Raw genomic sequence first — 20,407 nt, 5'->3', positions numbered from 1 at the left:
AATGTATATCGTTGGCAGAAGAAATTATTTAGACCAGTTATCAAAAACTTCATTGATGACTTTATTCTCGATAAAAATCATCTGCTACCACAGAGAATCTATAAATAATAGTGCGTAAGTCCTAAATGTCTAAACTCACCACTTTACCTGCTTGATCCCACACAGGTCTTAAACCAAGCGCTGCCAAAACTTGTCCTTCCGAAACACCTAAATGACGAATCGTTTCAGAAGACCACAAACTAAATGCAACTTTGTTAGGGTACTGCTGAGGATGCTTTTGTTGGTACTGCGCAATCATCTGCTCAAAGGTTTTTTGTCCCATTTCATAAGCCGCTTTAGTCGGGATTTTATTGGCTTCAAAAGCATATAAATTGCGTCCACTGACACTTTCAGGCTGACGAATCGGGTCTCCCCCCGTTCCCGGTAAAACATAGCCTCCAGATAAAGCATTCAACAAACTTTGCATTTCTCTATCTGCAATCAAATATTCATAATTTTTTTGTGCAGTTTCGATATACGCTTTTAGTTTTCCACTTTGCCCTATCTTTTGAATATCTGCATCAACCTCAACATTTGAAGCCTTAGATTTAAACCATCCTAAACCTGTGGATTCAGCCGGATTTAAAACATAATGCGCCAAATAACGATAAGCTAGAGATTGACGAATTGTTTCAACATCGGCATTAAACACTTCATTTTTATCCAGCTTTAATGCTTTGAAATAGTCTGAGTCTAACTGCTGTAAAACAATCATTAATCTTTGATTATCTTGGGCTGACAAACCGAAACGATGCAAGCCCATGGGTACAGCTTGTTGCGCTAGGCGATGCAAATGATCATGAAGCTGAGTATAAAATTGAGGGAAATTATTCTGAGCCTGAACCTGAGTCAGGTTTAAATCTTTAAGCACACCACTTTGCTCTGTTAAAGCGATCAGTTTTCCTTGAGTTTGCTGCTTGACTAAACCCTCATCGAGCTGAGCATATTGGTGAATTAAATCGTGAATATCTCGTAATTCATCATATAAACCAGAGGGTGCTAAAGGCGCAGTTTGATGACTCACTATAACTGCACGACCACGTCGTTTCGCTTGCATGGCTTCTGCGATATTATCCTGAACATAAGGATAAAAAATCGGTAAAGCACCTGCGGTCAATAAAGGATAGTCATTCGCTGCTAAGCCTTTGTCTTTTCCAGGCAACCATTCTTGTGTGCCATGTGTTCCCAAATGAATCAATGCATCGGTTGCTTGTTGCAAATACAGATAAGTCGCTAAATATAATGGATCTGGAACAGCGTCTTGACTGTGGTAATTCTCACCTACTTTAGAACCACGAGTAGGCTGAGGAAGTAGTAATAAATTTCCGTAACGCTGACTTGGAATTGCAAAATAAAACTCGCCCTCCCTTTTCACGACTGCCCAATGTTTAGATAATTTTTGAATATCCGCGCTTTCTTTTAATTCGTGTTGACGCTGTTCAGGCAAGGTTTTTAACCAATCAAGATAATACTGAACAGGAAAATAGCTGAGCATTTCTTTCTGTTGTAGGTCAGCTAATTTTTCATGCTGGTAATATGCAGATAATAAAGTTTGAGCATCTGAAATAATTTGTTTTTCGCTGATCAGTTCGGTGTCGTATCCACGTTCTTTTAAACTTTTTTGAATATTTTCGATGCTCAGCGGAATATTTAAATTTGATGCAGATAAATTATTTTGACCATAAGGATAATTCCAAAACATCACCCCAATTTGCTTTTCTTTATTGGGTTTAATCTTCAATTTGGATTGGGCAATTACACGTTCAAGTAATATATTGACCTGTGGTTCAATCCATTGCTCGCGACCACCCTCATTTAAAGACAGCACTAGAGGATCAGAAAATCCCCAAGTTTCGGGAAGACTCAAAAAGATAGATGCTAAATGCGGAGGTATGCCTGATTTCGAGTTTTTCCATTCTTCAAAATTGCCATTAAAACTCAAACTTTGAACCATAGGCACATTCATTTTTTGTAGCTCGGCAACTAAGTCCTGACCATTTTGAATATGCGTCATATTGACCATTGCGGTGATTGGTACAACTTTAAAAAAATCTGAAAGTTTGGTTTTGGTTTTCGACTCATTCCAAAGCAAGACAATAGGAACAACACCTTTTCGTTCAGTAAGCGTTATGAGTTGATCAATTTTTTCAGACGTTAAATTGGTGATATTGCTTGGATGAAGCACATAAACCAAATAGGCATTTTGTCCTTGAATAGTTGATTTTTTCTGATGTTTTAGATTCTGTTGATACCAATCTAAATAGGATTGCACATTGTCAAAATAGTCTTGTGCACTGGTGTGATAAATCGAAATTTCTGGTAATTTTTGCGTCTTAAATGTGGCTTTTTTACCTTCAGTATTCCAAAGATGTACTGCTTCAAAATAATGTGAAAAGTTAATTTCTCCACCGTTGTAATACAGATCTAATAATTTAAATCCAAATAATTTTGGAATTTTCTGGAACTGCGGTGCTCCACCACCAACGGTCATATATGCTTTGTCTTGAGCCTTTAAACTTTCAAGTGCAAGCTCTTCAACCTGTTTACGATCTGGCGGTCGCGGAACATCTAAAATGATCACATCCGCCTGCTGAATAGATTGCTGAACAGCTTTTTGATTTTGATTTACTTGTAAATGCTGTAATTGCACATTTTGTTTCGCTGCAATTGGCACAAGTTTTTCAAATTTAGTATTTGCCACAAAATCGGTATGTAACACCAATACCTTAGTTTGAGCATCTGCTGTTTGTGCAAAAGCCACATTTAATGTGAGATAAACACATAAGAAGATGCTCAAAATACGCAGGATGGAGTTTAGATCCAAACTTTTTTGAATATGAGTTGGATCTATTGCATGCAGAATGAAAGATTTCTTCATCATTAAAATCTCACATTCATACCAACAAAGTAACGACGTCCTGCATCACTAAAAGTTTGTAATTGATCAGGTTGCATGCCAATTTTTTTATCTGTCAGATTTTCAATTCCTGTCTGGACTGTCCAACTCGGAGTCACTTTATAATCTGCATACATGTGCCAGAAGATATATCCTTGACTGTGTGGTGTATTCACAGCTTGAAATTGTTTACTGCGATATTGCTGGCGTAATTTGGTTTGCAGTTTGTCGTTCACTTGCCAAATGACTGAACTATTTAATTGATGCTTTGAACGATCGGCTAAAGGGATATTTTTACTTTTATCTTTTGCGTCTAAATAAGTGTAATTGGCTTCTAAATGTAAATATGGCTCTATGTGATAAGCACCACTCCATTCAATACCTTGTAGTTCTGCTTTTGTCACATTAACATAATCTAAGCAAATTTTCCCTGCGACTGAACATGTTGGCTGACGCTGTGTATCTATCAAATCATCGACATTGTTTCTAAACCACCCTAATGAGGTTTCAAAATTATCTCGATGGAAATGTAATCCAACTTCATAAGCGGTATTGGTTTCAGGCTTAAGATCAGGATTGCCTCGAATAATACCCATACCACCCATTGCAGCATTAGACTCAAACTCTTTAGATAGTTGCTTTAAAGTTGGCGCTTTATAGCCTTTGCCCACACCAGCTTTGACTGTCCATGCATCGCTGAGTTGATAAGACGCATTAAACTTCGGACTCAGTTCCCATCCAAAATCTGAATGCTCATCGCCACGTGCCCCAAATCCAACTTTAAATTGATCAGAGATTTGCCAAATATCTTGTAGATAAATTCCATAATGGGTAATACTGTCTTTTTGTTTTAAATTGACCGTTGGATCTTCCAACTTTTCCTTACGAAGCTCATTACCCAGTATTAAATGATGATTAGATAAATCAAATTGAAACTGTGTCGAAGCCACTTGATCAGTTAATTTTTGTGGAGATGTCGTATCTCCGCCATCACTGCGCTCACTTTCTCGTTTGAATTGTGTTTGATAAAGCTTAACAATACTTTTACCCCAACTCCATTCACCTTCATGTTTTAACCCGAATCGAGCCCGCTCAATTTCATCATCAACTTGATAATATTGATTACGTGTTCCACCTCTTAAATCTTGTCGATCCTCATGGCCGTACTCACTTATGAATTCAATCTGTTGTTGATCTGTTGCTTGCCAAAATAGACCAAGATGCCCTTTGGTATTTTTCTGCTCATCGTGTTTGCTTAAACGAGAATTGGTAGGATCTTCAAGCGCATCACGTTTTCTAAATTCGGCCCAGAAATTGACACCTAATTTATTTTCAATGAGTGGACCAGACAAGTAAGCACTGGTTTTATACTGATCACCACCCAAATTAGATTCATTCCATAACGATTGAATCGAAGCAGAGCCTGTCCATTTTTCGATTGGTTTTCTAGTAATAATATTCACTACTCCACCTAAAGCTTCTGATCCATAGAGTGAAGACATCGGTCCTCGAACCACTTCAATCTGTTCTATCGCTTCGGTTGGAACCCAATTTAATTCACCATCAGAGTGAGCAATGGCTGAGGATGAACTATTAATTCGTTGTCCGTCGACTAAATATAAGGTGTGTGTCGGGTTCATTCCTCGAATCGAAACCCCTTTCCGATTTAGCCCGATACCTACATTTTGTAGACCAACTCGATCGTTCAAAGCATCTGAAACATCATTTATAAATCGTTGATTAAGTTGCTTACCATCAATCACATCAATACTCGCCATTGCTTCATGAATATTTTCTTTTTTTGCAGATGCTGTGACCACAATCGTATTCATACTGTGTGCTGGATGATGATTTGTGTCTGTTGATTCTGCAAAGACAACATGAGTTACAAAGAGACCCATTCCTAAAAAGATACGCATAGTGATATTTAAGGTTATTTTTTATTGCTTATAATGTTATGTTATAACATTATATAATGCAATTTTTTAATTTATAAATTTCTATTTTTCAATATATTCAGTTGAAAATCTTTGAGCCCCAAATAACCAATAAATGTGAGACTCTTTTGGAGTTGATAAGTACAAATTTGACAAAAAACTAAAACCTTTTTCTACTAAGAATTAATCTCTGTCGCACTTCATTTAAGAATCTAAGAATTTTTAAATTTACATTTTAAGAGTTTATTAAAATTATAGAGTTCTTTCATAATTCATTTTTATGCAGTTCCATGTTATAGATTCCAACAATTTAATTGAATCTTAAACCTAGTCTTTTGACTCGATTAAGATATCGCGCCGCAAGGACTTTGAAGGCTTTCAAACTGCCGAATACATGTTCAATCCCAATTCTTCTTTATTGATTTCTCAATTGTAAACTTTTAGCTCGGGATCTAGTTTGCAGCATCTCTTTGCTTTTAGAGGCAATGAGCTATTTGGATACATTGCATAGATTCCTTGATAGCCTTCATCTGCATGAATAAAAGCACCTTTAGGAATCGGATTCAAGTTGCGTTTGAAAAGCTCGAAATCATGTACAGCACTACGACTCGTGCATAAACTCAGAAATTGCTGTGTTCTATAATAGATAATGGCTTGAACTTTAAATGTATGTGCCTTCTTCTCGCCACTATAGCTTTTCTTCTGTTTTTTTAGGTCTTTGTGTTGGAGTTTCTATGGCATCTACGATCACCACATTCCAGTCGATACCTTAGCCTTCAGACAGACTCTCGGGTAAATTAAATAGATTGGACTTGATCAGGCAATCATCTACATCGTGGAAGATTTGTGAAGCAGTAGGCTCTGACACGCCAATAGCTAAGACGGAGTAAAGCCTGATTTTCTTCACTTAACTTGAATAGTCTACCTTTAGCAGGCACAAGCATTTTTAGTAGTTCAACCATTAAATCAATGGTTGACTATAAGATGCCTGTGTATCGCTTGAAATGAGTATCAAAAAGTTTCTTTCAGTTGATGATTTTAGTCCGCAAATTATGTATGGATTTTTAAATTTTTCGGTACAAATAATCAGCAAGAGATAGATCGTTTTGTGATTTATGAAACACATCTATCATCGATCGTGATTTTCAAACAGCGAAAACATTTAATAACTGTGCAACTACGCTAAGCGGGGTATTTAAATTGGCTGTTAAGCATAATCTGATTTCTCCAAATCCTATGCATACAATTAAGAATCGTAAGGTTCAGGCAGAAATACCTGCCCCCTTCACACGTAAGGAGATGGAAGCCTTACTAGCTTGGCTCGACAAAAGCTTACATGATGAGGATAAATTTTGTCGCTAGTATTTTGAATTTGCTTTTTAGACAGGCTGTAGACCTTCAGAAATGATTGCGCTCAGAGAAAGTGATATCGATTGGTTCAATGTCACATTCAAAGTTAGCAAAAGCCGTGTTCGTGGTTTAGAAAAAAAAGTGACCAAAACACATACTTCTCGTGAGGTCTATTTGAATGAACGCTTGACTTTGGCTTTAAAAGCTTTGCTTCAATTTAAAAAGGATCAAGGCTACCAAACAGATTATGTAATGCTATGTCCCAAGATGAAGGAACTATTATTTAATGAAAAACCACCGAGAGAGCGTCTTGTAGAAGCAATGAAATCGTGTTCTATACGTCATCGCCCTGCATACAATGCAAGACATACTTATGTGATGATGTTGCTCATGGATGTCGTAAATCCAATGTTTGTCTCTGATCAACTTGGGCATAGCTTACACATGCTGATCAAACGCTATTTCAAATGGTTGCATGAATATAGAACTGGCAAGAAATTACGAAACTTAGCGTGGCAAGTGCAGCTTAAAAACTTTGAAATCAAAATCACCTGGAGTGAAAATGTGGCAAATATGTAGCAATAAAAAAGCCACTTAAAATAAGTGGCTTTTTTATTACAAGAATTTTGGTGGAGATGGCGTCAATTGAACTCAAAACCCAACTCACTCATTTTAAAGACATTTTATTGAATAAAAAAATTCATTGACCCAATTTTGACCCACGTCAGATTTAGTGAATTGAATCACTTATAAATCTTGTTCAAATACTAATTCAGGATTTGAAATAGTGTACTGATTTTAACATCCTTATAACCCAATGAAAATATTATGTTATAACATTACTTTTTTATATTTATTTTTTTCATGTATCATTCAATAGTACAATTTCAGGGATAAGGTTATGTTTGAAAATATTGATGCTTTAAAGAAAAAATTAGATCAGCATCGTCCCCTATCACCGGCAATAGTAAAAAATTTACAAGAAGACCTTATTGTACGATGGACTTATCATTCCAATGCTATTGAAGGAAATACGCTTACTCTTTTAGAAACTAAAGTCGTATTAGAAGGTATAACTGTCGGTGGGAAGGCGTTAAGAGAACACTTCGAGGCAATTAACCATAGAAATGCCATTTATTACGTTGAAGATATTATTAGAAAAGAAGAGCCTTTTTCTGAATGGCAAATTCGTAATATCCATCAACTCATTCTAAAAAATATTGATGATGATAATGCAGGACGCTATCGCCAGCAAAACGTATTGATTTCAGGTGCTACGACTACCCCACCCGACTATACACTGTTGAATGATAAGATGGCTCAGCTAGTTGATTGGTACAAATCAGAAGCACATAAGCTTCATCCAATTGAACGTGCGGCCAAAGTACATGCTGATTTTGTGGGTATTCATCCGTTCATTGATGGCAATGGACGCACATCACGTCTTTTGATGAATCTTGAATTATTAAAAGCTGGCTATCCGCCTTGTGTGATTACAGTTGAAAATCGATTGGCTTACTATGAAGATCTGGATCAGTGGATGGCTTATGGAAAAACTGAACCATTTATCAACCTCGTTTCCGAAGCTGTACTAGAAGGATTTAAACCATATCAAGTTGTTTTAGGGATATAGGCTTGTGCTGTAGCTATTCAGCCATTAAATGGCTTTATTGCACAAAGATTTAACACATAGAAATCCCCTAAGCGACTCAAATTCAAGTGCAACTTGGCTGTGAGGTCGGCCTAACTCTGTGAATTTATTTAATACTGCTACACGTGCATGCATCTCATTGACTTGGCGTCGAAAGTTTCTCGAACCGAGTTTATCCCCAATAATTTGATGCAATGCATCTTGGTTTCCACCAAACTGCGGCGATGATAGCCTGACCATTTTTTCCATAATGTCCTGCCTAAACGTTTAACTGTTCGAAGTAATTCATTTCGCTCTAGCGAGCTACTCTTTCTATCTTTCCATGGTTTCGCATTTTTTCTAGGTGGAATCACCGCATGTGCTTGCCGATCTGCAATGACCTGACGGCATTGCTTGGTGTCATAAGCTCCATCGGTATAAACAGAGTCAATCTGCTCATCCTGTGGAATCTGATTAAGTAAATCACCAAGCACCTGTGAATCACTGACATTATTGGTTGTGAGCTGAATAGCGCGTATTTGTAGGGTTTTGGCATCTATACCAATATGTAGTTTACGCCATTGGCGACGATATTCAGCTCCATGTTTCTTGCGTTTCCATTCGCCCTCACCTAGAAACTTCATGCCTGTAGAGTCTACAAGTAGATGCAGCCCCTCGCTACTTTTTTGGTAGCTGATTGCAATATCAATATGCTTTTGTCTTCTACAAAGCGTACTGTAATCTGGTGCGGTCCAATTTAATCCGCAAAGTTCAATCAGACTTTGCACAAAGCCAGTGACCATACGTAAAGACAGACGGAATAGAGATTTAATCATTAAGCAGCATTGGATAGTTGCGTCGGAGTAGGTTTGATTTCGCCCTTGTTTGCCTTTTGATGGCGCATACCATTGCGTAGCAGGATCAAACCAAATGGCAATATTTCCGCGACTCATGAGTGCTCGGTTATATGCGGGCCAATTGGTTGTGCGGTAGATTTTGTGTGTAGGCTTCTTCATTTGAAAATTATATCGCTGAAAAAGCCTTTACAGATAGGTTTGTGCAACAAAGCCTTTGAGAATTATATTGCTAAATAAAACTTTAGAGGACGATTTGTTCAATAAAATTAATAGACCGAACAACCCTCAATTCAGTTGTTGAAAAAACTAATTGTCCATTCCCAAACATCATTCTGCATTGAGAATAAATCGTTTGAAAGCCTCATAACCTATGACATATATTGAGCCAAATTTTATGAAGGAATATCATGATAAAAAGTTGGAATTATTCAAATGCGCGCGCGCAACTTTCTACGTTAATGGATCAAGCACTCGCTGGCCAACCTGTTGAAATTACTCGTCGTGGACGAGAACCCGCTGTAATTATTAGTAAAGCATCCTATGAAATGTATAAAAAAGCTGAATTTGACAAAAAATTCAGCGCTCAATCTCACACGACAGATCTTCCGTAATAACAAATGAGTGGCATGTTTTAATCTAAAGGATATTTTGAAGTCTTACATTTTATCGATCAAACGCACCACTCCTGTAACAATCATATCCACTGCAATTGTCCCAATTAGCAAAGCTGATAAACGCCCCACTATATCAAAATAGCGATCAATATATTTAGCATGTTTATAACGTAAATGATCATGAGAAAATTTCATCAAAATCAATATACTGCAACTTAAAAATAAAGTTAGCCCAATCACTAAAGCTGCTTCACCTATAGACATGCTCATTCCTGTAACTACCGCAGCACTGATCGTGCCTGGTCCAATCATGAACGGCATTGCAATGGTGCCTGCTAAATGCTCTGGTGCACCACGCATTTCGCCAATAGTATCCGCACCTTGAAATACATAGCGGTATCCAATAACAAGAAAAATTAATCCTCCAAAAATTTGAAACGATTCAAATCTAACATTTAAATACTTACTAAATATCGCTTCCCCACCCCAAGCAAATAATAAAAAAACCACATAGGCGATTAATGCACCTTGAATCAAACCTTTATTAAACACATTCGTTTCAGTGTGCCGAATCAACCCAATCATATAAATACTCATTAGAAATGGATTCAATAGGGAAAAAAATAATGCAAATGAATTAATATATGTGGACAGCATCTTGAATTATCCATTGTTTGTAATTCAACACGCAAAAAGCTCCTAATCAGGAGCTTAATGCGATCTATACTCTATGGTAAGAACGAAAAATAAAGCGCATATGGTTAGAAACTATAAATAAACATAAGATTTAAAAGTTTATTCATTTTACCATCATCCCCTTGCGCCAATGAACTTGAGGTGCCGCCAACAAATGGGTCATTTTTACTCATCACATATTCTGTATATAAAGAAACATTTTTGTGATTCCATGCAACACCTGCAATATGTCGTTCAGAATCAGCAAAACCATGCTGTTTCTTATTAAAACCACTATAGACAAAATAAGGTGTGATATTGACCATATCCCGCACATTCGTAAAGGTATAGTTCATATCCACGGTATAGAAATAACCATCATTGGCAATATCATATTCCGTATCAAACGAACCGAATGTTGACTGATTTGGGTTTGTGCTATCCTTATTGTCGAGTGACATCTCACCACCAGTAATGGAAAGCGCAAAATTTTTATAGCTCAAAGTATTAAAGAGTGCCCAAGCATCTCGTGAACCCTGAGCTGAAGTGTGGTTATTCTCAATATCCGAATACCAGTAGCTTCCACCTACTGACATTTTAAGATCTGGTAGACTTTGCGGGTTAAACTCTTGTTTTACTCGCGCCATCCACATATTTTTTTCTTGCAGCTCTGTTTTATTGGGATCGGACGATTTAACTAAATTGGCGGTATATCTGGCTGCATCACGGCTGGTACCATGATAATTACCACCATCGGTTGCAAAGTAAGCGAGATCAAACTGTGTTGCAGAATCCAATTCAAAATGGTAATTCACACCTAAGTTATGTGCATCCTGTAGACCAATTGTGTTGTTAATACTGGCATAAAAACTACTGTCCCAATATTGACCTGAGCCAAATGGAATCGGTTGCACACCTAAAGTAATACGATCGGTCGGGTTAATTTTATACCCCATATAACCATCGACTAAAGTTGAGAAATCACATAAACGTTCGTATTGATAACAACGATATTGCACTTGTCCAAAAAACTTTGAAGATTGATAGTCAATTTTTAAAATTCCAGCATCAAACTGAACTTTCTGATCCGATGCAGCCCCCCCATAATGCTTGTCTTGATAATTAGCACGGACTGCTCCTGACACCGTTAAAGCGCCGAGTTCACTCTTCGTATCACCAAATGTGACACCTGCAAAAGTAGGAAGTGTTACACCTAGCGCAAATAACCCAACAGTTGCTTTACGATATAAATGATTCATTTACTGACATATCCTTTGTGTAATGAAATTAAAACAACATATCCGTATTTTTGTATTACCTTGATGTGTAGATATCTGTTCACATCAATTTTTTAGCATTCATGCATAACCACGTTTAGCATCTTCGTGAGACTAAACGTTTACGCAATATTGGCATGTTGAATGCTATGATTCAGCCTTAAGCAATCCCGTGTATTTCTTTCCAATTTCCGGGATGTACCACATAGCCAAACAGAGCATGTCCGCCATAGACCAGTTCAGTACCTTCTGGAATCCACAGCATTTGCCCAGGACGGACTTCATATTTCTGACCATTTGCAGTCAACTCAAAACAACCCTCAATGACGAAAATGACTTCGTCATACAGTACCTTCCATGCGACCTCTGCACCTTCCCAACGAGCAAAACCAATACCCATATTTGGAGATACATCAGCGCCTAACGCGCGTGCAACATAAGCCATACCAGGTGTGTCACCACGGACATTAAAATTCAGTGACTGACTGTCAACTAAACGGACTTCACTCATCTTCCACTCCCTCTCTTACAATTCGCTACGGCTTTGCCATTTCGCCAACGCAATACGGAATTTCACCCCCATCCCTAAAAATGGTTCTGGCGGATTCAAACTTGGCATTCCTGTGACATACTGAATATCTTTAAGTTGTTCGGAATCAACTCCGACAGCCAATTCGGCAAGTAAAGTCCCCGAAATAGTGCCCCATGCTGCGCCTACACCGTTGTCACATGCACTGGCATACACGCCATCTTCCAACTCACCAAAGAAGTTAGTGAAGTTACGTGAAATGGCATAGACTCCCCCCCATGTTTCCGTAAATGGAACATCCGCCAGATCTGGATAACGATCAACAAAAGCTTTGCGGTGGTCTGCACGGATTTTTTGACGCTGTTCTTCGCTCACACTTGCACCGTATTTAGGTACATGCTTATAGGTATTACGAATCAAGATACGACGGTCAGCAGTCATACGAAGGGTTGTACCCGCGTGGTCTGCTGGGGTTAAGCCCCAATCCAATTCACCGTAGTAACGCTTCATCTCGTCATCCGTTAATGGGCGCGTCCAGCTTGCAAAAGTCATTACAGGCAATAGGCGGTTTCTTAAATAACCAAATTCTTGAGTGAAGATACTGGTTCCCAAAAGCAACTTAGGTGCTTTAATTGAACCGTTATCACCATGTAAAACCCATTGATCACCGACTTTTTCCAAACGACGAATTGGAGATTGTTCCAATAACTTTACATTTTCAGGAAGATGATCCCCCATACCACGTACAAGAGCTGCAGGTTGCATCAGATATGATCCACCTGTGAAAATTGCACGGCTGTAATAATTCGTACCTAGAACCTTCGATAACTCATCTTTTTCTACATAACGGAATGGTTCGCCAAGGTCTGCCATCAATTTTGCGAAGTGAGCCAGATGCGCTTCACCACGCTCACCGACTGCACCTTGATATTTACCAGCTAGCGACCATTGGCAATCAATACTGTGCTTTTTAACCAACCCCTCTAACTGTGCAATTGCAGCACGGTTAAGCTTGAGTAACTTTTGCTTTAATTCAGGATCTGGATGTTCTAGTGAGAATTTATGCGGTAAATCAATAACAAAACCAGAATTTCGACCTGATGCACCTTCTGCTACACGCTGTGCATCGACCAAAATAATACGGGCATTCGGTTTGAGTTCAGCAAGTCTACGCGCTGCAGCCAATCCCGCGAAACCAGCACCAATAATAGCGTAATCCGCAATTTGAACGCCTGTTAAGCCTATTGCTGGTTGTGCAGCAGGTAATGCAGCATACCAACCGCAACTTTTATCATCATGGGGTAAAGCAATCATGTTCTATATCCTTATGCTGTCGCACTGCTCTTATTCAGCTTTTCAAGCCATTCACTACGCTGCTGCTGTAATTGACTCCCGAGTAGAGCAAAGCCTTTCAACACACCATCAGCATCACAATAACTGGCAGCCCATTCATCTCCATGTTGTTCCACAAGCCATTGACCTTGTCCTACAGGAGATAAGATCGATAGCGGAAGAACAGGAGTTTTCACCAATACAGGGGTGTTCTTTAATGTTGCATCGGTAGATTTACCTAATAAGCTGTTTACCAATGCTGGAATAGCTTGGTTAATTGGATTGATGTATGGTGCCCACTGACCATTGACTTCAGCGCAGTCACCTAATGCGAAAATAGAGGCATCACTACTACGATGATCTAAACCAGTACAAATTCCGCGACCAACGTCCAAACCAGCTTCTTGAGCTAATGAAATATTAGGTTTCAAACCTACTGCGCTTAATACCAAGTCAGTTTCTAAGACCTGACCATTTTGCAACGTGACTTGATAACGCTCGCCTTGTGCCTGTATCGAACGGATACTATTTTCAAGTTCCCAATCTACACCGAGCTTAGTTAAGGCATTTTGTAATGCATGTCCCAATGCTTGTGGAATCAGACGACACATTGGCCATTGCCCTAATCCAACAACAGTCACTTTAATGCCCTGTGCTGCTAAATCATTGGCAAATTCACAACCAATTAAGCCATCACCCAATAGCGTGACATGCTGCTTGCCTTCTAACATAGAACGGAAGCGACGATAATCCGCCAAGTCGTTTACACTCACGACTGCACTGGTATCGCCTTGTATAAGGATCTCAATCGGAGAAGCACCTGTCGCAAGAACTAAGCGACCAAATGGATATTCACCAATTGAAGTAATTAATTTCTTGTTTGCACGGTCAATACGTTCAACACGAGTATGGGCATACACACGGATGTTTAAACGCTTTTCCCAGCTTAATGCAGTCTCGCGTACAAGCGAGTGACCGTCCTTACCTAATGCCAAAGCATTAGATAAGGCGGGTTTACTGTAAATCGCGCCATCATCAAGAGTGAATAAAGTGATTTGCAGATCTGCAGACTGAGCACGTAATGCCGAAGCGAGTTGATAACCCGCATGGCCACTACCAATGATCACCACAGGTTCAATTGTTTCTTGAACTTGAGGTGCTTCTATCACATCATCTGTGATTTCAATCATTTCAAAGTCAGCTTTAGTAACCAAACAATCTGGGCATAACCAGTTTTCAGGCACATCTTCCCACTTTGTGCCTGGAGCAATACCATCAGCAGGCCAGCCTTTTGCTTCGTCGTAGATCCATCCACAGACAATACATAACCACTTTTTCATCTTGTCTCATTCCTTCCCTGATGACTACGCGTGATGTGACAAACGAATTGCGATGTTTCGTGTTTGCACATAACTGTAGATCGCTTCCTGACCTTTTTCACGACCAAAGCCAGAAAGCCCGACACCGCCAAATGGTGTTTCAATACCACCAGCAAACCATTCATTAATGAAGACTTGCCCAGCACGTAAGCGATTCGCGATACGCAATGTTTGATTGATGCCAGCACCAAATATGCCCGCAACCAAACCAAAGTCAGTACCATTTGCAATTTCAACCGCTTGGTCTTCATCATCAAATGGCATGATGACCAGTACAGGACCAAACACTTCTTCTTGAGCAATACTCATACTTGGAGTTGCTTGAATAATGGTTGGCTCTACAAAGTAACCTGCGAGTTCTGGTGCTTTACCACCAGTTAGTACAGTTGCACCTTCTTGACGAGCCTGTTCTACCATAGCCAGAATACGTTGTTGCTGATCGAGAGAAACAACTGGCGTTAATTCCGCATGCATTTCACCTAAACCAATGTTTAAGCTTTGCGCCATTGCTACCACAGCTTGTTTCACTTCTTCAAAACGACTGCGATGTACCAATAAGCGCGACATGGCAGAACACACTTGACCGGCGTTATAGAAAATACCAACTTTAACGCTACGGATCAGATTTTCTAAGTCCACATCAGCCAAAGCTATTGCGGCAGACTTACCGCCAAGCTCCATGACAGAAGGCGTTGCCCGTTGTGAAGCAGCTTTTAAAATGCGCTGACCCGTTGGTACTGAACCAGTGAATACGATTTGATTCGTATCTTTGTGTTCAACCAAATGGTTACCAACTTCAGAGCCTTTACCGCAAAGTAAGTTCACCGCACCTTGTGGGAAGCCTGCTTTTTCAATTGCATCAATTAACAAGGTCATCGCAAGGGGGGAAATTTCAGGAGACTTGATTACTACTGCATTACCCGCAGCTAATGCTGGAGCAAGTGAACGTGCACAGATCGATACTGGAAAGTTCCAAGGTACGATTTGAACAGAAACACCCATTGGTACGTATTGCGTAAAATCAACATAGTCTTTACCAAGCGGCACAGAGATTCCTTCGATTTTGTCTGCCATACCTGCGTAGTATTCGAAATAACGTGCAGCCTCTACAAACTCTTCACGCGCAGTTTCAAAATTTTTACCATTTTCTAAACAAAGCACCATTGCTGCTTCGTCAGTAGTTTCACGAATTGCTTCTGCTGCTTTCAGCATCCACGTCGTACGCTGTGCAGGACGTACATCTGTTAGTGCCCCACTTTCGACACAACGACGAGCAGCAGCCATTGCCAAATCAGCATCATCAGTTGTTGCTTGTGCAATCGTTGCATAAGGCGCTGCAGTACCAGGGTTCATGATCACCAATTGGCGGGAAGAATCCCGCCATTGACCATCAACATAGTTGAGGTAATGTTTCATTATTTACCCTCTAAAGCCGCTTTAGTTTGATTAGCCAACCATTGTTGGAAAAAATATGTTGGTAAATCCATTTCAGGCGAGAAAACACCACCAGTAAAACCTGGAGAATGACGCCCTTTTTGCATGTTCTCTACTGCAAATACATCTTCCGCAAATACAACTTTCCAAGATTGCAAAGTCGCTTCACGACATGCGTCATATTCCGAGCTAAGTGCTTCATCGCCCACGTAATACAAGCGTAATTTTTCAATTGTTTTTTCAGGTGCGATAGGATCAATCATCATGGCAAATGCGTGGTCCGCTTGAATACCTAACAAGACATTCGGAAATACCGCCACATATTCAGCATGACGTAGTTGATCTTCTGGCCAGCTTGGAAATTTTGGTAAATGCGTACCAGCTGTTGCAGATAGGTTGTATTTATAACTCCCCTGACCCGAGAAACGATCTTCAAACATAATGTTGTAGTGATCTTCAAGTTTTGAGTAGGTATTTAATTCAGGGTGTACCCATGGCAAGTGATAGGCTTCGCAATAGTTTTCAACAGTTAATTTCCAGTTACTCTTCACAGGAAGCTCAAATACAGAACCTGTTTTTGCCACGCGAATTAAATCAAGATCATTGCTTCCTAAAAAGGCTTCCCAACGTTTAGTTAAAGGCGCAATGTGTTCTTCAAATGAAGTTGCATCACCCGAAATATTGATAAAAACAAGATCCATCCAAATCGCTGAACGAAGTGCTTTTAAACCATGTTTTTCGCATTTAAAACGTTCATCTTTATGCTGACCAATCCCCCCAATATGTGGCGTACCTTTTAGGTTCCCATTTAAGTCATAACTCCAAGAGTGGTATGGACAGCGAATAACTCCTTGGATACTGCCTTCTTCGTGTACTAATTGCATACCGCGGTGGCTACACACGTTATGGAACACTTGAATTTCGCCTTCGCGGTTACGCATAATTACTAATGGCATCCCCATAAAATCTATAGGTTTTACATAAGCATTTTTCGGCAAATCTGAAGCAAATCCAACACAAACCCACGTTTTAGCGAGAACATGATCACGTTCAAATTGGAAATATTCTTGGCTAAGATATGCTTCATTTGGCATACCACTTGATTCAGTAATCGGATTTAAAATATTGTCGATCTGTGCAATTGATATCAGTTTTTGGCTAACTTGGCTGTTCATTCGATAATCTCCATTTCGTTTCCAAACGCAGCTCTCCCTGCGAGACCATTCAACTATGAGCATCTGGTGCTTTTTGATATTGAAGATTGTGTAAAACATCGAGCAAACTAACAAACGACTTTTTAGCTAGGCATACATGAGTTTTTATCATGCATCTAAAATGGAATAAGTTTGGCTTATACTTGCTCTAAGGCATCTATGACTAAAACTCACTCAAGGATGAGAATAAATCAGTTGAGCCAATTCCATGTGAATCACTAAGCTTTTAAAACTCACATGATCAGTTAACAGGTAGTTAACTGCCGTGCCGCATCCAAGGAGGAGTTATGCGTGCTACATCTGGGGTCTTTAAGGGACTCAATCCGACCGTTACCATCATTTCCAAAGTTCTCGTTATTTCTTTTGTCTTATTTTGTGTACTACAAGCCGAGCAAGCAGGAAAAACTTTTGAGATGATTTCTAGCATTCTATTGCAGAATGCCAAATGGTTTTATTTAGGGTTATTAACATTAATTCTCGGCTTCTTATTTTATCTAATGATCAGTCGCTTTGGCCTTATCCGACTTGGAAAAGATGATGAAAAACCAGAGTTTAGCTTTGTTGGATGGATTTCAATGCTCTTCTCTGGTGGTATGGGTGTTGGATTAGTTTTTTGGTCTGCTGCAGAACCTATGTGGCACTATGCGAGCAACCCATTTACACCAAGTTTCAGCGATGAGTCTGCTAGCATGGCTATGCAGCTCACCTTTTTCCACTGGGGATTACACCCGTGGGCAATATTCTGTATGACGGCATTAGCACTGGCATATTTTTCTTATAGAAAAGGGCTGCCATTCAGTTTACGTTCCATTCTTTACCCACTTATTGGTGACCGAATTTACGGCCCTATTGGGCATACTGTCGATATTCTTACAATCGCAATCACTGCTTTTGGTGTAGCACAATCACTTAGTATGAGTGTGTTACAAATCAATTCTGGCCTAAATCAAGTCTTTAGTCTCCCCAATAGCTTAAGTCTGCAATTTCTGATGTTAGCCGTCTTATGCGGAATTGCGACTATTTCTGTCATTATGGGAATTAATCGTGGTATGCAAAGATTATCAGAACTGAATATGATCTTGGCCATCCTTTTAATTGTTATTCTGCTTAGCATTGGCCCTACGCGCTACCTATTAAATACATTACTTGAATCTACAGGAAATTATGCACAAAACATCATTAGCATGAGTCTATGGAGTGATACTCAAAAAGACTCAGGTTGGCAAAATTGGTGGACTGCATTTTATTGGCCATGGTGGATGACATGGGGGCCATTTGTAGGAATGTTTATCGCACGTATTTCTCGTGGACGTACAATTCGAGAACTAATTGCAGGTGCTCTACTTGTGCCAACTTTAGTTACAGCAATCTGGATGTCAATTGTTGGGGGTTCTGCTCTTAAAGTTGAACAAAATGCACGCCATGCATATGAAAAGGAAGTTGCAACATTAGTCAAAGAAGGCAAGTCAGCCCCAGAAGCATTTAAGGGAGGGCCCATTGTAAAAGCAACTCAAGAGGACAACACGCAAGCTCTCTTTACCATGTTCAATAGCCTTGACAGTGGGACACTCGGCCAAGCGCTCAGTATAATTGCATGCTTATTATTAGCAACATTCCTCATCACCTCTACTGATTGTGGAACGCATGTCTTATGCTATATGGATGCTGAAGGAGCAACAGAAACGCCGATTCGAATTAGAATTGTTTGGGGCACCTTAATTGCCATCATTGCTGGTGTTTTACTCTACGCAGGTGGTTTAAAAGCAATTCAATCCGCCTCGATCATTGCAGGTTTTCCGATCTCTATCTTTTTAGCAATCATGAGCGTTACCCTATTCAAAAGTTTGCGTAGAGAACCTCAAGCTTGGGCAATGATTCCAGAGCATGTACGTCCAGATTTTAGTGAGCACGAAGTTTCAGTAAAATCTAAAGAAAGTACACCAATGATTGGAAAAATCGTCTCAGAAAAATAATAAGACTAGAAACAAGAACAGGGATCTTTGATCCCTATTCTTGTTTGCATTAATTTAGACCTTTCTGTCCAACTTTTCCTGGTAATTGCTCAAGTAACCACATTCGAAAATGTTTCACACTCGAAGGAATAAAACCGCGGTCAAGCGGCTCTAACATACAAAAACTTGCATGTGTTCGTAAAACTGTATCCACAGGCCGGACTAAAGCACCTGATTTTAAATAATCATCGACCAATGATCCCCAAGCCAAAGCAAGGCCATGCCCATTGATAGCTGCCTGTAATAGCATGGGATAATTATTAATATTAATCCTATTTTTAGGCTTAACAATTGGTAAATTTACAGCAGTAAACCACTCGTTCCAGTTAATCCAATCTTTTTGTGATTCATCTAAATACAGTAAAGTCTTTTCAAATATCTGTATTTGATTTTGGCTATCTTTAAATTGTTCCAAGTAGCCAGGGCTACAAACTGGAAAAACTTCTTCAGGAAAAAGCATCGTTGTTTGCATTCCCACGGGCGGGGCTTTGCAATAAAACAAGGCAATATCAAAATCCATTTTATATAAATCTTGAAAGTTTTCAGTGGTCAGAATACGTAAATCAATTTCTTCACTTCGCTGAAACCCTGCAACTTTTGGTAACAACCATAAAGAGGCCATAGCATTTGTGGTAGCGACTGTAACCTGATGATCCCCTTGCCATTTCTTAATTTCAGCTGTCGCTTGCGTAATATGTAATAAAGAGGAATAGATCGTTTGATAATACTGCGCACCAGTTGGACTCAGTAAGATATTACGATTTGCACGTATAAATAATTCTTTCCCTAAATATTCCTCTAGCTGTCGAATCTGACGGCTAATCGCACCTTGCGTTACATTGAGTTCATTTGCAGCTTTTGTAAAACTTAAATGACGAGCAGCGGCCTCGAAAACGATGAGACTATTCATCGGAGGAAGTGGCTTCAACTTCATGGACACTCCTAATTTGCCCTAAAACTAATCCATTAATTAAGCTTTCAAACCAATAATTTATACTAAATTATTCGGATAAAACTTTGATAGAATCTCATAATTATACCAGCAAGAAAAATTATAAAAACTATTGAGTTCATGAGAACCAGTTATGCATGCTTTACAATTACTGGTGGTGTTTCAAAAAGTATGCTGAAAAAAACAATATGGCTTTTGATAAAATAGAGGTATGAAAATAACGCTACAAATCAAATGTCCTACCTGTCTAAGTAACAATATAAAGAGAAATGGCATCAAA

The 20,407-nt window shown here is 39.3% G+C and carries 13 protein-coding genes and 5 pseudogenes; 5 read left to right on the top strand and 13 right to left on the bottom strand.

The window, feature by feature from the left end:
- Window positions 1-108 (top strand): annotated as a pseudogene (locus FTV32_RS14325) (IS701 family transposase); the annotation flags it as partial.
- Between the two features lie 13 nt (window positions 109-121).
- Here FTV32_RS14325 and FTV32_RS14320 read toward each other — a convergent pair.
- The 3 genes and pseudogenes from FTV32_RS14320 to FTV32_RS14310 all read right to left on the bottom strand — a co-directional run.
- Window positions 122-2,920 carry a cobaltochelatase subunit CobN gene (locus tag FTV32_RS14320; RefSeq protein WP_180029011.1) on the bottom strand — a complete coding sequence of 933 codons (2,799 nt, stop codon included), beginning with the start codon at window positions 2,918-2,920 and terminating at the stop codon, window positions 122-124.
- Window positions 2,920-4,854 carry a TonB-dependent siderophore receptor gene (locus FTV32_RS14315; protein ID WP_180029010.1) on the bottom strand — a complete coding sequence of 645 codons (1,935 nt, stop codon included), beginning with the start codon at window positions 4,852-4,854 and terminating at the stop codon, window positions 2,920-2,922. The genes FTV32_RS14320 and FTV32_RS14315 overlap by 1 nt, the downstream gene beginning before the upstream one ends.
- A gap of 444 nt (window positions 4,855-5,298) precedes the next feature.
- A pseudogene (locus FTV32_RS14310) lies at window positions 5,299-5,580 on the bottom strand (transposase); the annotation flags it as partial.
- A gap of 420 nt (window positions 5,581-6,000) precedes the next feature.
- Between FTV32_RS14310 and FTV32_RS14305 the strand changes: the two are divergent.
- Together FTV32_RS14305 and FTV32_RS14300 are read left to right on the top strand one after the other, a co-directional pair.
- Window positions 6,001-6,752: pseudogene (locus FTV32_RS14305) on the top strand (tyrosine-type recombinase/integrase); the annotation flags it as partial.
- A gap of 371 nt (window positions 6,753-7,123) precedes the next feature.
- Complete coding sequence (locus FTV32_RS14300) at window positions 7,124-7,855, top strand: Fic family protein (RefSeq protein WP_180029009.1); 732 nt, start codon at window positions 7,124-7,126, stop codon at window positions 7,853-7,855.
- A gap of 90 nt (window positions 7,856-7,945) precedes the next feature.
- Here FTV32_RS14300 and FTV32_RS14295 read toward each other — a convergent pair.
- Window positions 7,946-8,868: pseudogene (locus FTV32_RS14295) on the bottom strand (IS5 family transposase); the annotation flags it as partial.
- A 251-nt stretch (window positions 8,869-9,119) separates the two neighbouring features.
- Between FTV32_RS14295 and FTV32_RS14290 the strand changes: the two are divergent.
- A complete protein-coding gene (locus FTV32_RS14290) occupies window positions 9,120-9,320 on the top strand; it encodes a type II toxin-antitoxin system Phd/YefM family antitoxin (protein ID WP_104500094.1) in 201 nt (66 codons plus the stop codon).
- Window positions 9,321-9,365: 45 nt separating this feature from the next.
- On the opposite strand, the gene FTV32_RS14285 is transcribed toward FTV32_RS14290, so the two are convergent.
- The 8 genes and pseudogenes from FTV32_RS14285 to FTV32_RS14255 all read right to left on the bottom strand — a co-directional run bounded on the left by FTV32_RS14285 (window position 9,366) and on the right by FTV32_RS14255 (window position 17,124).
- A complete protein-coding gene (locus FTV32_RS14285) occupies window positions 9,366-9,980 on the bottom strand; it encodes a MarC family protein (RefSeq protein ID WP_180029008.1) in 615 nt (204 codons plus the stop codon).
- 104 nt (window positions 9,981-10,084) lie between these two features.
- Window positions 10,085-11,257 (bottom strand): hypothetical protein, encoded by a 1,173-nt coding sequence (locus FTV32_RS14280; RefSeq protein ID WP_180029007.1) that lies wholly within the window; start codon window positions 11,255-11,257, stop codon window positions 10,085-10,087.
- A 178-nt stretch (window positions 11,258-11,435) separates the two neighbouring features.
- A complete protein-coding gene (locus tag FTV32_RS14275) occupies window positions 11,436-11,786 on the bottom strand; it encodes a cupin domain-containing protein (RefSeq protein WP_153566796.1) in 351 nt (116 codons plus the stop codon).
- A gap of 15 nt (window positions 11,787-11,801) precedes the next feature.
- Window positions 11,802-13,118: an FAD-binding oxidoreductase gene (locus FTV32_RS14270; RefSeq protein ID WP_180029006.1), complete on the bottom strand. Its 1,317-nt coding sequence runs from the start codon at window positions 13,116-13,118 to the stop codon at window positions 11,802-11,804.
- An 11-nt stretch (window positions 13,119-13,129) separates the two neighbouring features.
- Window positions 13,130-14,326 carry an NAD(P)/FAD-dependent oxidoreductase gene (locus FTV32_RS14265; RefSeq protein WP_257227641.1) on the bottom strand — a complete coding sequence of 399 codons (1,197 nt, stop codon included), beginning with the start codon at window positions 14,324-14,326 and terminating at the stop codon, window positions 13,130-13,132.
- A pseudogene (locus tag FTV32_RS17545) lies at window positions 14,315-14,476 on the bottom strand (rubredoxin); the annotation flags it as partial. The pseudogene FTV32_RS17545 and the gene FTV32_RS14265, both read right to left, overlap by 12 nt.
- Window positions 14,477-14,500: 24 nt before the next feature.
- Window positions 14,501-15,931 carry an aldehyde dehydrogenase family protein gene (locus FTV32_RS14260; protein ID WP_180029004.1) on the bottom strand — a complete coding sequence of 477 codons (1,431 nt, stop codon included), beginning with the start codon at window positions 15,929-15,931 and terminating at the stop codon, window positions 14,501-14,503.
- Window positions 15,931-17,124, bottom strand: a complete 1,194-nt coding sequence (locus FTV32_RS14255) for an aromatic ring-hydroxylating dioxygenase subunit alpha (protein WP_104500093.1) — start codon at window positions 17,122-17,124, stop codon at window positions 15,931-15,933. Before FTV32_RS14255 ends, FTV32_RS14260 begins: the two co-directional genes overlap by 1 nt.
- A 326-nt stretch (window positions 17,125-17,450) precedes the next feature.
- Here FTV32_RS14255 and FTV32_RS14250 point away from each other — a divergent pair, with 326 nt between their 5' ends.
- Window positions 17,451-19,136, top strand: coding sequence for a BCCT family transporter (locus tag FTV32_RS14250; RefSeq protein ID WP_180029003.1), 1,686 nt, complete (start codon window positions 17,451-17,453; stop codon window positions 19,134-19,136).
- 49 nt (window positions 19,137-19,185) lie between these two features.
- Here FTV32_RS14250 and FTV32_RS14245 read toward each other — a convergent pair whose 3' ends face one another.
- On the bottom strand, window positions 19,186-20,109 hold the full coding sequence (locus tag FTV32_RS14245; RefSeq protein WP_180029002.1) for a LysR substrate-binding domain-containing protein: 924 nt from the start codon (window positions 20,107-20,109) through the stop codon (window positions 19,186-19,188).
- Window positions 20,110-20,407: the final 298 nt, after the last annotated feature.

Source organism: Acinetobacter sp. YH16032, from assembly GCF_013417345.1.
Classification (GTDB): Bacteria; Pseudomonadota; Gammaproteobacteria; order Pseudomonadales; family Moraxellaceae; genus Acinetobacter.
The sequence above is the reverse complement of the archived record's forward strand: the minus strand, read 5'-3'. Positions and strand labels throughout refer to the sequence as shown.